The organism is Pseudomonas sp. S4_EA_1b, assembly GCF_016307435.1.
Classification (GTDB): Bacteria; Pseudomonadota; Gammaproteobacteria; order Pseudomonadales; family Pseudomonadaceae; genus Aquipseudomonas; species Aquipseudomonas rhodesiae.
In genome coordinates, this window is record NZ_JAEILC010000174.1 from 14,941 (window position 1) to 30,149 (window position 15,209).

Sequence of the window (15,209 nt, forward strand, 5' to 3'; positions counted from 1 at the left end):
AAGGGCTTAACCCGTCAAAAGTGCGTATTCGTCCATGAAGCAGTCCCCATGCGTTATTCAGCAGACCATAAAGCCCACACTCATCAGCGCATCATCAAGGACGCCTCAGTGCGCTTTCGCCGCGACGGCATCGGCGACACCTGCCTGCAACCGTTGATGAAGGCGTTAAGCCTTACGCACGGCGGCTTCTATGCGCATTTTCAGATCCAAGGAAGATCTGGTCGAAAAGGCGCTGCATGCTGCGGCCGCCAAGCTGCAAGCCCAGTGCGAAAAACTGTTCACTCAGGAGCCGCCGCTGGAGGCATTCATCGACAACTACGTGTCTGAATGGCACCAGACTACGCCGAACCAAGGTTGCCCACTGCCAACCATGTCGTCGGAGCAGGGCCTTGGAGGCCAGCAAAGCAAGACTACCGATGCGGTACTCTGGCTCGGCTGAAACATATTGAAGCGGCCCTTGGCAGCGCGAATTTCGCTGAATAAAGCCTGGTACGGATGTCGACACTGGTGAGCGCGATGGTACTGGCCAGATGTGTCGAGAGCACGCAACTGGCGACGCGCATCTTGGATGTAGTATGTGCCAGTCTGAAGACACAGGTTTCAGAGGCCGAAGAGGGCGGTCAATAACCGGCCTCTTCGGCTACGTTCATCCTCAGTTGATAACCAGCCTATCGCGATTCTTCTCCAACAACGCTTTGCCGATCCCCTTTACTTCTAGCAACTCATCCACCGCCGTGAACGGGCCGTTGCTTTCGCGGTAAGCGATGATCGCCTTCGCCTTGGCCGTGCCAATGCCGAAGAGGTCACGACGAAGGGTTTCAGCGTCAGCCGCGTTCAGGTTGACTTTGTTAGATTGCTCGGCCTTGGGCATCTGCGCGGTGATGGGTTTAATCACTTCGGCTTTGACGGATGGGGCGGCCGTGGTGGCGACAGAAATGCTGGTGAGGACAGCGAAGATCAAAGAAGAAATGTAGGTGTTTTGCATTGATGACGCTCCATGACATTGGTTAGAGAAAAGCAGCTTTTCCAAAGCTGCTTTTCTACGTTAGATGATGATTGGAGAGCGTCAAAGACGATTAAGTAACGGGGTATTTGTAACTTTTATTATGCCCCCTATGATAGGGATTTGTAAGAGACGCGCCGCCTCACTCAGTTCCTGCTGGCAACAGCCCCTTATAAACAACATGAACAAATAAGATATGCTTTTTCAAAACAGCCAACTTAAGCTATTTATATACAGGAAGCCTAAAGCCGTAAGCCAGGGAACTTTTTTGTACGATTTTGCGCATTTTGCAAGTCGCCATACATCGGCAACGGAGTCAGGAACCGAATCTCATCCATATATTTTCCGGAAATCAAAAATTAAAGCCAATGTAAGTTTTTATCAAAAAAAAAAAAAAAAAATAAACCATTAGTGCTCAGACCCACGTACTAATCCAGTCCGCCCCAGGGCGCCCAGTGCAATTAACAGTACTCGATTATTCATGTTTACGCTGGCCGTTTGTTAATTCGGGAGGATGGCCAAACTGGTCCCGCAGCTCCTAAATCCGCCTGCTGCAAATACGCCATCTCACAGTTAATTAGGGCTGTCAAGGTACTTAAAAAGTCTCTAACTTTCATCCTTGGACGTTTTAAAAGCCTCTACTGGGAATGGTTAGCCAGCCTGGCTCATAACGCTGAGTCTTGAGCAGAGTTCTGATGATGCAAACGGATAAACAGGTGCCTGACACTGTCAGATTTCATCTGTAGAATTGCGACATCCACAAGCAAATTCAGATCAATCATAAGGACCGGAGATGAAAATTTACGCAATTGTAGGAGCGGGCGGTTTTGGGCGCGAGGTCATACCTCTTGTCCGTGGGACGCTAGGTACAACATCTCAAGATGATCTCAACATTATTTTTGTGGACGATAACGCTCAAGACGACACCATCAATGGCTACCGCGTAGTGGACGTTGAGTCTTTTCTGAGAATGGAAGGAGAGAAATTTTTCAACATCACTATCGCCAACAGCAAGGTCAGACAAGCGATTTCTGAGCGCCTCATATCAGAGGGCGCAACACCCTTTACGGTTTCAGCGCACAATGCCGTTAACCTCAGCCACAACACAATTGGCAAAGGCGCTGTTTTTTGTCCGTTTACCACGGTTACCGCAAATGCGAAAATTGGAAAGTTCTTCCATGCGAACATCTACTCTTATGTAGCCCATGATTGCGTCATCGGCGACTTTGTGACTTTCGCTCCTAACGTTCAATGCAATGGCAGTGTTGTCATTGAAGATCATGCCTATATTGGTACCGGGGCGATGATTCGCCAGGGCACGCCAGAAAGGCCAATTGTTATTGGTGAGGGTGCAGTTGTTGGGATGGGCTCAGTCGTGACCAAAAGCGTCGCCCCTTATACTACGGTATTCGGCAATCCCGCAAAGCCTCTTCGTCCTGCTTCACAATAAAGGACGACATACGACATGAAAGATATAAAGGTTGCCGTGATCGGCTCAGGAACAATGGGAAAAGGCATCGTTCAGGTACTTTCGCAGAGCGAGATAACCTCCTCGATAGTCTGGATCGGTCGCTCCGAAGCGGGTTGCAAAGCGGCGTACGAAAGCCTCAAGTCCAGTTGGGAACGTATGATTAACAAGAAAAGATTGTCTGCCGAAGATGCAGCATTTTTTTCAGAGAAAGTACTCGTTTCCAACGATTATGACGCACTTAGATACGTTGATTTAATTATCGAAGCCGTGTCTGAAGACATGGTCACCAAGCATGGGATATTTCGCGACATAGCGTCCTATGCAAATGACTCCTCAGTAATAGCATCAAACACATCTTCACTGTCCATCACTGAACTGGCAAGCCTCACGAAAAATCCAGAGAACGTGATAGGTATGCACTTTTTCAATCCCGCCCCAGTGATGAAGCTCGTGGAAATCATTGTAGGTTTCTCGACCTCTAAACAGACCGCCTCGTGGGCCTTCGATTTCGCCAAGGCATTGCACAAAGAGCCTGTATTGGTCAACGAAGCGCCCGGTTTCATCGTCAACCGAATGTTGATCCCAATGATAAATGAAGCAATAGGAATTTTGGCTGAGGGTGTCGCGAGCGCAGAAGAGATAGACAGAGCGATGAAGCTTGGCGCCAATCATCCAATCGGACCACTAGCGCTCGCGGATTTGATCGGCAACGACGTCAATCTTTCAATCATGGAGACGCTGCATAATGAGACTGGGGACCCAAAATACAGGGCTCATCCCTTGCTGAGAAAGATGGTGAGAGCTAATAAGCTCGGAAGAAAATCCGGCTCGGGTTTTTACAGCTATTAGGTAATCGGACTGAACAATCCGATCACCCATCACCTATTTCAACAATCTGCTGCGTGAACTGAAAGCCTAAGGTTCCAACCTTCGTTGCTGATAGATCCAGTCGACGATCTCACCGTCCGGCGAATAACCACTTACAGTGTCACGTAGCAGCTGCCGCACACGGGTATAGTCGTCTCTCCTGACTGCGTCCAACAGCTCAGTCAACTTGGACTTCAGTACTTCCCACTCAATATGGTCCTCATTGGCACTCATGATCATAGGGTGCTGCGTGGCAACCACATTGTCACCGATCAGAAGTTCCTCATACAGCTTCTCTCCCGGTCGAAGCCCCGTGAATTCGATGGCAATATCACCATGGGGATTCTTTTCGGAGCGCAAGCTAAGGCCGGAGAGGTGAACCATTTTTTCAGCCAACTCGACGATCTTGACAGGCTCACCCATATCGAGCACGAATACATCCCCCCCCTGCCCCATCGATCCCGCCTGAATCACTAACTGAGCCGCTTCAGGGATAGTCATGAAATAACGGGTAATTTTCGGGTGAGTAACCGTTAACGGCCCCCCCGATTTAATTTGTTTATGAAACAAAGGAATCACCGAGCCCGACGATCCCAGCACATTGCCAAAACGAACCATAGTAAAACGCGTCTTGTTGACCCTGGGGACATTGGACTTGTCTCCAAACAAAACCGGTGCTATCTCACGACTGAGAGCTTGCAACGTCAACTCCGCCAATCGCTTGGTACTACCCATCACATTGGTCGGACGCACCGCTTTATCGGTAGAAATTAATACAAAGTTTGAAACCCCTGCCTGCAATGCTGCTTGCGCGGTATTCAAAGTGCCAATAACGTTATTCAAGACGCCTTCCGCAATATTATGTTCTACGATGGGCACATGCTTATAGGCGGCAGCATGATACACAGTATCAACGCGCCAAGTCTTCATGACGTCGAGCAATTGGTCTTGATTCCGAACGGAGCCAAGGATGGGCAATACTCGAATAGGAAGCGACTCACGAGCAATACGCTGCTCGATCTCTGACAAAATACAGTAGAGATTGAATTCACTGTGCTCAAACAACAAAAGAGTCGTGGGCTGAAGAGCCAGGATCTGCCGACACAGCTCTGAGCCGATGGAGCCGCCGGCTCCGGTCACGAGTATGTTCTGTTCATGGATACAGCGCTCAAGCAGTTCGCCTTGCGCGGGTACCGAGTCACGCCCTAACAGGTCAGCGATGTCCACCTCCTGGATATCGTCGACCTTGACGCGCCCACTCGCCAGGTCCATGAAACCCGGAACACTGCGCACATGGAGAGGGTAGCCTTCAAGAAAACCAAGAATTTCCCGGCGCCGCGCTCGATTGACTGAGGGAATAGCCAAGAGAATCTCTTGAGCGCCTGTCGCATCGATCATCCGCTGGATATGCTTGGGCTTATAAACTTGCAATCCCGCAATTACCCGATCAGAAATGCTGTCATCATCGTCGATGAAAGCAACTGGCCGCATGACACGACCCATGCGTAACGCCGCAACTAACTGATTTCCAGCGGCGCCGGCACCATAGATAGTCACACGGGGCAAACCATCCTCACGGCTGGTGAACGGTACGTGTTGAGCCGCCGCGAACCAATCGCCAAGAAAATACTGCCGCATTGCGAGGCGCAAGCCGCCCAGCATGATCAGGCTCAACCACCAATAGTTGAATATAGTGGACCGTGGCACTACATTTTGATGATTGCTATACCAGTAAACGACGACACCGAGCACCAATGCTGAAAGACTTACCGCTTTAACAATCGCAATGAGAGCGTCATTACCAAAATACCGCATAACCGCTCGGTACATACCGAATCGAATGAACAAGGGCACAGAAACTACTGGAGCGCATATGAATAGCCATAAGTGCAGTTTGACGGGATTGATCATTTCGTCCATTCCCAGCCGAACTACAAAAGCCAGCCATAACGCTAACCAGACTAAAACAACGTCCGCGATTACCTGCAGAATACGTTTCTGTCGACGAGGAAGGCTTAACAAATACGCACGTATACTATCTATAAATCCCTTGTACACTTTTTTGCTCCCAGCCAAGCTTTTATTCCCAAAAAACGCATTGCTATACCGAAGGAGCTATTAAACAGAAGCTTGGTCCATTACCTCGCTCAGAACCTTGCACGTCAGCTCGATTTCACTAGCCTTCAAGGTCGGGTGCACCAAAAACATCATACTCGTTTCACCAAGCTCTCTGGCGTTCGGCAAACGCGATGACGGCCGAAAACCAGTCTCATCAAACGCTTTTTCGAGGTAGACTTCAGAACATGATCCGGAAAGCGCAGGCACACCGCGAGACGCGACTTCGCTAAGGATACGATCACGAGACCATTGTGCCTTCAAGCGTTCCGGCCGAACGAATACGTAGCATTTATAGGCGCCATGCACATCGCCTTCAGGGAAATCCGGCACCCTCAATGCTGGCAAAAGACGAGCCGCACCCCATATAGCTTCAAGATTTTTCGCGCGGCTGGCTTGCCAGTCCTTCATTCTGGCCAATTGAATGCGGCCAATTACTGCCTGAACCTCCATCATCCTCCAGTTGGTTCCGAAACTCTCGTGCAGCCAGCGAAAACCTGGTGCGTGAGAACGTTCGTAGACAGCCTCCCAGCTCTTTCCATGGTCTTTGTAGGCCCACATCCGCGCCCAGAGTTCCTTGTCGTTGGTCGTAACCATCCCTCCCTCACCACCGGTAGTCATGATTTTGTCCTGGCAAAAGGACCAAGCCCCTATATGACCAATGGAGCCGACAGGCCGCCCCTTGTAGTGAGCACCGTGAGCTTGTGCGCAGTCTTCGATTACCTTTAAATCGTGCTGTGCAGCAAGTTCCATGATTGGATCCATGTCGCACGGCCAACCGGCCAGATGCACACAGACCAATGCCCTAGTGCGAGGTGTCAAGACAGCTTCAATAGAGTGGGCCGTGAAGTTCTGGGAGTCCGGGTCTACGTCAGCAAATATTGGAATCGCGCCAGTATTAACGATGCTGGACACTGAAGCCAGGAAGGTTCGAGACGTTACTATCACCTCGTCGCCCTCGCCTATTTCCAGCGCCTTGAGCGCAAGGTCTAATGCGACGGTGCCATTGGTGAGCGCAACCGCGTATTCGGTACCGGCCCAAGCCGCGAACTCAACTTCGAATTGGCGCGTTTCCTGGCCGGTCCAATAGTTGACCTTATTTGACAGGATCACATCGCGAACAGCGTTGGCCTCTTCTTCACTGAAAGAAGGCCAAGGAGAGAATGTTGTACCCAGCATACACAGAATCCTAATTTTTATGCCGAAAAGGACATACGACTATAAAGCTATAAAGCCGATTCTCATTAACTAACCTGTCGCTGCTCATTCAGGCTCCTTTGAGCCCGTAAATCGTTGCATTGTTGCCTGGCCACTTGCATTTATACCTTCCCGGATCACAACTTTTTTCAATGTCATGAAAATTATTCTAATGTCAAGCCAAAAAGTTCGATTGTCAACATACCAGACGTCCAGCTCAAATTTTTCCTCCCAGCTTACCGAGTTTCTGCCATTCACCTGAGCCCAACCCGTCACACCTGGCCTGACGTGATGACGGCGATATTGCTCGGTGCTATATAGCGGCAGGTACTCAATCAACAGCGGCCGGGGCCCGACAAGGCTCATGTCCCCTTTGAGAACATTGAACAGGCCAGGAAGCTCATCCAGACTACTGGAGCGTAGAAAACTGCCGAACCGAGTCATACGCATTGCGTCGGGCAGAGGTTTGCCATCACTGTCAACCTCATCACGCATGGTTCGAAACTTCACCATCGTAAATGGCATGGCGTTCAGCCCCGGCCTGACCTGTTTGAAAAGGACGGGCGAACCGAGCTTGCGTTTGACCAGCCAGGCGACTATAACCATGACCGGCGCCAATAGAAGCAGGGCACACAGGGATACTAGAATATCTATTGAACGCTTTAACATTATCCACCTAACACAAAGTATATAAGCAATGCTTAAACTACACCTTTGACACAGAAGCTTTTATTAGCCTGGACACCGGCAGTAGCTGACAGCGGTACCCCATAACTATATCCCCATGCCCTGCAACATCGCCGCGTTGACTTTTTTAACATCGTACTTAAGCTCTGCCAGCTCACGAGATTTATTGCCCAGCATAGAGACAAGATGCGGGTTTTCAGCAAAGCTCAACATGGCCGTCGTCAGCTCATCGACTTTCTGGACAGGAACCAGGAATCCGTTCACACCATCAATCACAGTCTCCCGACATCCAGGAGCATCTGTGGTAATCACTGCCCGTCCCATAGCCATTGCTTCTAGAACAGTTCGAGGCGTGCCCTCGCGATACGAGGGAAGAACATACACGCTTGAGTTTGCAATTGCGGGTCTGACATCTTTCAACCGCCCCAGATACTCAACTGTTCCCTCTACGATCCAGGCCTCAAGCTCCTCACGGGCAATGGCGTTGGGGTTTTCATCGATCCACCCTGCGATCTTGAATATCACATGTGCATGTTTGGACTTCACGGCACGTGCTGCACTAACAAACTCTCGGACTCCCTTATCACCCAGTAGTCGACCAATCAGGAGAAAACTTAGATGCTCTGGAAACGGCGCAACCTTGAAATCGTTCACGTCGACACCCGAGCCATTTACCACGGTCGACGGTGTATCCACCGAGACCAAGCGCAACTGTTTGAAAAGTGCTTCGTCGTCCGGGTTCTGGAAAAAAACCCGTGTAGCTGAACTTAGCGCCAGTGCATACAGGCGTTGCACGAGCGCCTTAAGCATTGCTCGGGCTCCACCTGCCTGACTGCCCGCTGATTGAAACGCATAACCCAAGCCCGTAATCAGCGCGAAACGACGCTTCACCTTCATGATCCGCGCGGCCAACAAGCCATAGATAACCGGTTTGACTGTATAGGCCAATACCGAATCAAGTTTGATATCCCGCATCAGCTTACACAGCGCAACAAGAGTGAGGAGATCGGCAAATGGGTTCATGCCCACTCGCCTTAGAGGTATCTCGTGCACTACTACACCCTTTTGCTCGAGATGCACCCGAACAGCGGAGCCAGGAGGCATATCTGGTGCGGCGACATGAACCTCCTGCCCCTGTGCACGTAACGCATCTACTAAAGGACCACGAAAATTGATCAATGAGTCAGCATAACTTGCGATTAAAAGAAATTTCATTTTACTGCTCGGCTAACCATGCTTGAAACATCAGAATGTCCCACAGGTGGTGCTGCCAGTTTTTCTTGCCACTCAAATGTTCCTCCCACTTTCGCCTGATAGGCTCAGGATAAAAATACCCCTCACGATGCAGTCGATCCTCGCTTAAAAGCTCCTCTGCCCATTCCCGTAGTGGCCCTCGAAGCCAACTGTCCAGTGGAATACCAAATCCTTGCTTCGGGCGCTCGATAAGCTCCTTGGGAACATGTCGATACAGCACCTCACGCAGCAACCACTTGCCTTGCCCATTCCGAATTTTCAGATCGAGCGGCATCCGCCAAGCCAGTTCGACGATCCGATGGTCAAGCAATGGGACGCGCCCCTCAATACTCGCCGCCATGGTTGCACGATCAAGCTTAACCATGATGTCATCAGACATATAGGTTTGCGCATCCATCGCCATCATCCAATGCTCAAAGCTATCGGTTTGTGGCCAGCGCGAAGGGTCAGTGAAAATGGTTTTGGGCTCTTCACCATCAATCACAACGCTGGCAGGATCGGCCCAATGGCTGTTCAGCTGAAGGTAGAACTCATGACCATCCGCGAGCCTCAGAATGTCAGCCAATTTATGCGCCTTATCACCTGGCGTACTGAGGTGTAGATGCTTGGGCAACAATGGCTTGGAGATACGAAACAGAGTATCCCAGCTGGAAGGCGAAAGTGACCGTAAAAGCCCGGCGCTTAATTGACGGGCAAATGGCGGTAACTGCTGCATTTTCGACCAGACCTTCCTGGCGCCAAGATAACGGTTGTAACCGCCGAAGAGCTCGTCTCCGCCATCACCACTTAACACAACCTTCAGCTGCTTGCCCGCCAATTGGCTGACAAGAAACGTTGCAATCTGCGAGCTATCGCTAAACGGCTCGCAATACATCGAGGGTAGGCGCGCAATCATGGCTAGCGCATCCTCAGGACGCGCATACAACTCGGTATGTTGCGTACCCAGGTACTGGGCGACAGCCTTGGCATGTGTAGCTTCGTCGTAGCCGCCCTCGTAAAATCCGATAGTGAAGGTACGAACCGGCTGAGTACTTTTTGCCTGCATCAGGGCCACGATGGTGCTGCTATCAACACCGCCGCTCAGAAATGCCCCCACAGGCACGTCTGCGAGCATTTGCTGGCCAATAGAGGAAAGTAATTGTGCCTCCAGTAAATCCGTCGCTTCTTCTGGGGTTCCCTGGAAGGGGTTGGCGATACCACTCGCAACTGCGTCATTGAGACGCCAATAAGCTCGAGGGACTGCGACTTTTGCGGCAGCAAGATTGTTCAGTGCAAGTATTACGTAGTGACCAGGCTCAAGCTTCGCGATGCCTTTGTAAATACTGTAAGGCGCCGGAATGCAGTTGTGACGTAGCAGCAACGTCAACGCACCGCGATCCACTTCCCCGGTGAACCGCGGGAACGCCTTGATAGCCTTAAGCTCTGAACCCAAAAGCAGAGTGTCGCCCTGCCAGCCATAATACAAAGGCTTTTCGCCAATCCGGTCACGTGCAAGAGTCAATACCTGCTCTTGCCTATCCCAAAGCGCGAAAGCAAACATCCCCACAGAAGCTTGCAAGGTCTTTTCGACCCCCCAGCTTGCAAGGCCTGTAAGAAATACTTCGGTGTCAGAATGACCTCGCCATGCCTGCGGCGACACCCCCTCACTGTCCAACTTGTGCCTGAGTTCAGCATGGTTGTAGATCTCGCCGTTGAAGGCGATCACAAAACGCCCACAGCTGGAATGCATCGGCTGATGACCAGCCTCCGACAGATCGACAATTGCCAAGCGTCGATGCCCAAGGGCGAGCCCCGCATTCTCGTCGACCCACACCCCACGATCATCGGGGCCACGATGCGTAAGGGCATCGTTCATTCCGGTAACGACAGAGACCAAATCACCATTACCGCTCTGGAAAACTCCACTGAAACCACACATTAATGAACGTCCTGATTTAAGTAAAGCCTGTCATAGATTGCTTTGAATTTATGCTCAGTACATTTCATCGTGAAATTTTCAACAATCCGCTTATAGGACCCCTGCCCCATCGCTGTGCGTTCGGCAAACGTCGCCCCCGCTATCTTCGCCAACGCCTCAGCCAATGCCAGAGGGTCTTGTATGGGCACGACGAATCCATTTTCACCCAGCAGAAAAGCGGCGTCTCCTGCATCTGTAGTAACACAAGGCAACGCCATACTCATGGCTTCGCCTAAAACATTGGGAAAGCCTTCGGTCAAGGAATGCAGGCAAAATATATCCATCGCCTTAAAACATGCCGGCACATCCCGACGCTCGCCCAGAAGCACAAACCGGTCAGGATACCCAGTTGCCGCTATTTCGGCCATTAGCGCGGAGTTGGCATGATCCACATCGCGACCTACCATCAAGAACTTGACATGCGCGAATCTGGCAGCCACTAGCCCTGCTGCCTTGACGAAACTGGAATGATCCTTAACCTGGTTATAACGTCCGAGGCTACCGATAACCAAATCATCCTCACCAATACCTTGCGTCGAACGAATGGATTCACGATCTTGAGGTTGAGCAACCATGCGTTCCAGGTCAAACCCATTAGGAATGACAGTCATCTTGCCAGGCGAGTAACCGACCGCAACATGCGATGCTCTCGACGCTTGCGCAGCACAGACGATGACGCTGGGCACACTCGACGAAAGCCACGCGCACAGTTTGCGAATAATGATCGTCGCCCTTCCTCCTCCTTTACTGACATCAGTGGTTCTGATACCCCAGATAACCGCTTTGACACCGACCCGACGCGCAGCGAGGCCGCCCAGCAAATCAGCGTGATACATCCAAGTTTGAACCACATCAGGCTTACTAGACTGTAAAAGACGCACCAGCTTGTTGAATGCTCTAAAAACATCCCAAGCGCCACGCATGCCCAAGGTATCAACAGTGACGCCATGAGCACGCAGCAATGCGCCGACCTCGCCCAGATCCGTCAAGGAAATAACACGGTGCTCGTCTTCGGAGCTGAAGTTTAAAGATTCACAAAGTCGACGCAGCATCAACTCAGCGCCACCGATATTGAGGCCGACAATTACATGGGTAACTTTCACCCGCCTTGCTCCTCTAGCCAAGCCTGGAACATCAAAACACTCCACAGCCTGCTTGAATAATCCGCATGTCCAGCAAGGTGCTGTGCCCAGATCTGGCGAATAGGCGCAGGGTGGAAGAAACCTTCTTGACGTAACCGGCTTTCGCTCAAAAGATTTTCGGCCCACTCACGCAATGGGCCCCTCAACCACGAAGCGATAGGAATGGAAAAGCCTTTTTTTGGACGCTCAATCAAATGCTGAGGAACATGCCGATAGAGCACCTCTCTTAATACCCACTTGCCTACGCCCTCACGAATTTTCATCGGCAAGGGAATACGCCAGGCCAATTCGACAACGCGGTGATCCAACAATGGAACACGTGTTTCAAGACTGTTGGCCATCGCGGCGCGATCAACTTTTACCAAGATATCGTCGACCATATAGGTTTGCGCATCCATCGCCATCATCCACTCTTCGTATCTGCCCGTAGTGGAAGGCCAGCTCGTGGGTGTATTCAACAGTGTGGCAGGCTCTTTTGCATCTATAACCGCGACTAGAGGATCCTTCCAGTGACTGATCATCTGACGATAAAAATCTTCTCGGGTGGATGTGTTCATAATATCCACCAGCTTTTCAACCCTGCCCCTCAACGGCAATAGTTTGAGTGAGCTCGCGGCCAATCGCCGCAAAGAAATCGGCACTTTACTGACGTGGTTCCACGCCTGCGGTGTGAATTGGTAGGGGTTATAGCCACCGAACAGCTCGTCACCCGCATCGCCGCTCAGAGCGACCGAGACTTGCTGTTTTGCAAGCTGGCTAACCAGGAACGTTGGAATCTGCGAACTATCGGCAAATGGCTCACAATAAATCGCTGGTAAGTGGGGGATAACATCCAGCGCGTCTTTCGGCTGAATGTATATTTCCATGTGCTCGGTACCAAGGTGACGGGAGACAGCCAAGGCATGTTCCGCTTCATTAAAGCCTGCCTCACTGAAACCGATGGTGAAGGTTTTGACTGGCCGCCGACTTTGTTTCTGCATCAGGCCAACAATTAGACTGCTGTCGACGCCGCCGCTTAAAAACGCACCCAGGGGCACATCAGATAGCATTTGCATCCCAACACTTTCAGTTAGCTGCAATTCAAGCGCGTCTACAATGGCAGTTTCACTGCAAACTAGAGGCTGATCCAAACCTTTCACAACAGCATCATTGTACGACCAGAAATAAGCTGGCTTAACCGACTCTCTTTTTTGGCCTAAGGAAATACTGACATAGTGGCCAGGCATTAGCTTTTCTATACCTTCATATATACTGTACGGGGCGGGCACATAATTATGGCGAAGGTATAAAGCTAACGCATCCCTATCAACAGTTGCTTTGAAGTCAGGATGTTGCTTAAGCGCTTTAAGCTCAGACCCGAAGACCAGAATGTCACCCAACCAGCCCCAATAAAGCGGCTTTTCACCCAGCCGATCACGTGCAAGGACAAGTTTATTGTCTACACGATCCCACAAAGCCATAGCAAACATACCCACGGTCGCTTGAAGAGTTTTCTCCACGCCCCAGCTGTTGAAGCATGCTAAAAGAGTCTCCGTGTCAGAGTGACCACGCCAAATAGGCGCCTCGGATTGACCTTCGAGTGATTTGCGCAGCGTCTGATGATTATAAATTTCGCCGTTGAACGCGATCACATAACGCCCGTTAGCGCTTTCCATAGGTTGGTGGCCGGCTGGTGAGAGGTCCTGAATAGCCAGACGAGCATGACCTAATACAATCTGCGCATCATCAGTCCACGCTCCAGAGCCGTCGGGGCCACGCTTATTTATGGCCTGGACCATCTGAACCACATGACGATCAGTTATAGAGGACGGCGTCGAATGAAAGTAACCGGCTATTCCACACACTACGAAACCCTTCCCTATTAGAATTTTTCTGCCAAACAGTATAAATACTTATTTCGCCATCAACTGCTTTTTTTCAGCAGTTTCTCTGATTATTCTTTCCCACTCATTAATCGCCTGATGCTGGGAATACTTGTTAACGATGATATCCCGGGCATGTTGGCCCGCACGATCTCTGTCTAACGGATTGTTAATCAACGCACTCAAAGACTGATACCACTCAGCAGATGTAACCACCCCATAGCCGATAAACCCATCTTTTAAAATCTCGCTATTCATACCAACGTCGGATACCACGACCGGAATGCCACAAGCCATATACAGCAACATCTTATAACTGCACTTGCCTCGCGACCACTGCGTATCATCCAGCGGCATAAGGCCGATATCCATGGTTGCAATAGAGTTGACTTCATTCTCTACTGCCCAGGGTACAAATTCAACAGCCTCACCAGGAATCTTGTCGAAACGCGGACGCCGGTCAGAAACAATGCGCAGCTTCCAACCTTTGTTTTCCTTGAGGACCTGAGCCAGTGCATCTTCTATATCATATAGAAACTTAAATCCTCCGGAGGTGCCTGACCAACCGATTATTTTAGCAACGCAGTCTTTTTTCAAAGGACGAAATCTATCAACATCCACGGGCGTGGGAATAATAGTAATCGGCTTATTAAACTTTCTAAAATATTCGGCAATATAACTATTTCCACAAACTATGTGATCGACACGCTTCGCAATTTTCTCAACCGCCCACCCATTTCTGTGTAACCAAATCGCGTCATCAACATCCAAAATTCGTGGGCTTTTGGTAAACCTCTCCAGAGTAGGAAGCGTCGAAATCATCTCCCTCTGTAATATGATTACATCATGTTTAAAGCTTTTGCATACACCAAAAAACCGGGAGTAAAACTCCTTAATGATCCAAAGCAACCTTTGCGCGCGAGCACTCGGCGGATAGGCGCTTTCATAAGCGTTGGAGACATGCATTTTAATTTTTTTTGCTTCTAATCCACTCTTTAGATAGTCCACTCTAAATCGTGTGCTCGGCACCTTATCACCCTGCGCAAATGCCATAACCGAAATCTCATCTTTCATATCATCGACCTTATAAATTATGAAATTGGTTTTTTTGAAAAAAACAACAACACAAAGACTACAATCACAAACACCTTCATGAAGAACCATAACGAAGGTAGAAACGTATCGGAAAACAATGATAATATAATCGCTGAATACAAGTAGCCAGAGATTACCATATATAAAATGTTTCCTTGCTTAGCCTTCAGGTAAGCATAGGTTGAAGCCGCCGAATACAGCGCAATAAACAAAACCATACCCAACATGCCGAACCCGGGAAAAATGGAAAAATACAAGCTATAAACGTTACCCTCTAAGCCATCGCCATATAAGTTGAACTCTGAGTGCATGGGTAAAGGGGTGCACAACTGAGCCATAGAAAGCAAGTGACAAACGGATATGAAGGGATTCCAGTTTTCGAAGACTCGAGCCGTGCCATCAAAATACAGCGAAAATAGAATCGGCCCTTGAAGCGCATAACCTGCAATATGTCTCAGCATGATAGACATAACTCCGCCTGCACTTTCACCTGAACTTACATCAATCTTATTTGTGGCTATAGCGCCCACAAATAAAATTATAAAAAACAATAAACCTA

General features: G+C 49.9%; 12 protein-coding genes and 1 pseudogene. 3 read left to right on the top strand and 10 right to left on the bottom strand.

Annotation, left to right across the window (positions count from 1 at the left end):
- The first annotated feature begins 48 nt into the window (after nt 1–48).
- Nucleotides 49–627: pseudogene (locus tag YA0848_RS34805) on the top strand (TetR/AcrR family transcriptional regulator).
- Nucleotides 628–652: 25 nt separating this feature from the next.
- Here the strand turns inward: YA0848_RS34805 and YA0848_RS34810 are convergent.
- Entirely contained in the window at nt 653–985 is a 333-nt protein-coding gene (locus YA0848_RS34810; RefSeq protein ID WP_040266152.1) for a ComEA family DNA-binding protein, read from the bottom strand.
- A gap of 811 nt (nt 986–1,796) precedes the next feature.
- Here YA0848_RS34810 and YA0848_RS34815 point away from each other — a divergent pair.
- Together YA0848_RS34815 and YA0848_RS34820 are read left to right on the top strand one after the other, a co-directional pair.
- On the top strand, nt 1,797–2,453 hold the full coding sequence (locus tag YA0848_RS34815) for an acetyltransferase (protein WP_040266150.1): 657 nt from the start codon (nt 1,797–1,799) through the stop codon (nt 2,451–2,453).
- Nucleotides 2,454–2,468: 15 nt separating this feature from the next.
- The gene (locus tag YA0848_RS34820) at nt 2,469–3,323 is read left to right on the top strand and encodes a 3-hydroxyacyl-CoA dehydrogenase family protein (protein WP_169867544.1); all 855 of its coding nucleotides are present in this window, start codon (nt 2,469–2,471) and stop codon (nt 3,321–3,323) included.
- A gap of 66 nt (nt 3,324–3,389) precedes the next feature.
- Here YA0848_RS34820 and YA0848_RS34825 read toward each other — a convergent pair whose 3' ends face one another.
- The 9 genes from YA0848_RS34825 to YA0848_RS34865 form a co-directional block, all read right to left on the bottom strand.
- Entirely contained in the window at nt 3,390–5,384 is a 1,995-nt protein-coding gene (locus tag YA0848_RS34825; RefSeq protein ID WP_040266180.1) for a polysaccharide biosynthesis protein, read from the bottom strand.
- 75 nt (nt 5,385–5,459) lie between these two features.
- Nucleotides 5,460–6,635: a DegT/DnrJ/EryC1/StrS family aminotransferase gene (locus tag YA0848_RS34830; protein WP_040266148.1), complete on the bottom strand. Its 1,176-nt coding sequence runs from the start codon at nt 6,633–6,635 to the stop codon at nt 5,460–5,462.
- 84 nt (nt 6,636–6,719) lie between these two features.
- A complete protein-coding gene (locus YA0848_RS34835; protein WP_169867543.1) occupies nt 6,720–7,322 on the bottom strand; it encodes a sugar transferase in 603 nt (200 codons plus the stop codon).
- 105 nt (nt 7,323–7,427) lie between these two features.
- A complete protein-coding gene (locus YA0848_RS34840) occupies nt 7,428–8,555 on the bottom strand; it encodes a glycosyltransferase family 4 protein (RefSeq protein WP_040266144.1) in 1,128 nt (375 codons plus the stop codon).
- Between the two features lies 1 nt (nt 8,556).
- Nucleotides 8,557–10,512: an asparagine synthase (glutamine-hydrolyzing) gene (asnB, locus tag YA0848_RS34845; protein WP_169867542.1), complete on the bottom strand. Its 1,956-nt coding sequence runs from the start codon at nt 10,510–10,512 to the stop codon at nt 8,557–8,559.
- Nucleotides 10,512–11,654 (bottom strand): glycosyltransferase family 4 protein, encoded by a 1,143-nt coding sequence (locus YA0848_RS34850; RefSeq protein WP_040266140.1) that lies wholly within the window; start codon nt 11,652–11,654, stop codon nt 10,512–10,514. The genes asnB (YA0848_RS34845) and YA0848_RS34850 overlap by 1 nt, the downstream gene beginning before the upstream one ends.
- Nucleotides 11,651–13,537, bottom strand: a complete 1,887-nt coding sequence (gene asnB, locus YA0848_RS34855; RefSeq protein WP_169867541.1) for an asparagine synthase (glutamine-hydrolyzing) — start codon at nt 13,535–13,537, stop codon at nt 11,651–11,653. Before asnB (YA0848_RS34855) ends, YA0848_RS34850 begins: the two co-directional genes overlap by 4 nt.
- Before the next feature lie 48 nt (nt 13,538–13,585).
- Nucleotides 13,586–14,629 (bottom strand): glycosyltransferase family 4 protein, encoded by a 1,044-nt coding sequence (locus tag YA0848_RS34860; protein ID WP_198731569.1) that lies wholly within the window; start codon nt 14,627–14,629, stop codon nt 13,586–13,588.
- Nucleotides 14,630–14,646: 17 nt separating this feature from the next.
- A partial coding sequence (locus YA0848_RS34865; protein ID WP_198731570.1) for an oligosaccharide repeat unit polymerase occupies nt 14,647–15,209 on the bottom strand: 563 nt, incomplete at its 5' end.

Coding starts and splice junctions, on each gene's coding strand:
- YA0848_RS34815 (WP_040266150.1), top strand. CDS start 1,797: ATGAAAATTTACGCAATTGTAGGAGCGGGCGGTTTTGGGCGCGAGGTC.
- YA0848_RS34835 (WP_169867543.1), bottom strand. CDS start 7,322: ATGTTAAAGCGTTCAATAGATATTCTAGTATCCCTGTGTGCCCTGCTT.
- YA0848_RS34810 (WP_040266152.1), bottom strand. CDS start 985: ATGCAAAACACCTACATTTCTTCTTTGATCTTCGCTGTCCTCACCAGC.
- YA0848_RS34830 (WP_040266148.1), bottom strand. CDS start 6,635: ATGCTGGGTACAACATTCTCTCCTTGGCCTTCTTTCAGTGAAGAAGAG.
- asnB (WP_169867542.1), bottom strand. CDS start 10,512: ATGTGTGGTTTCAGTGGAGTTTTCCAGAGCGGTAATGGTGATTTGGTC.
- YA0848_RS34860 (WP_198731569.1), bottom strand. CDS start 14,629: ATGAAAGATGAGATTTCGGTTATGGCATTTGCGCAGGGTGATAAGGTG.
- YA0848_RS34840 (WP_040266144.1), bottom strand. CDS start 8,555: ATGAAATTTCTTTTAATCGCAAGTTATGCTGACTCATTGATCAATTTT.
- YA0848_RS34820 (WP_169867544.1), top strand. CDS start 2,469: ATGAAAGATATAAAGGTTGCCGTGATCGGCTCAGGAACAATGGGAAAA.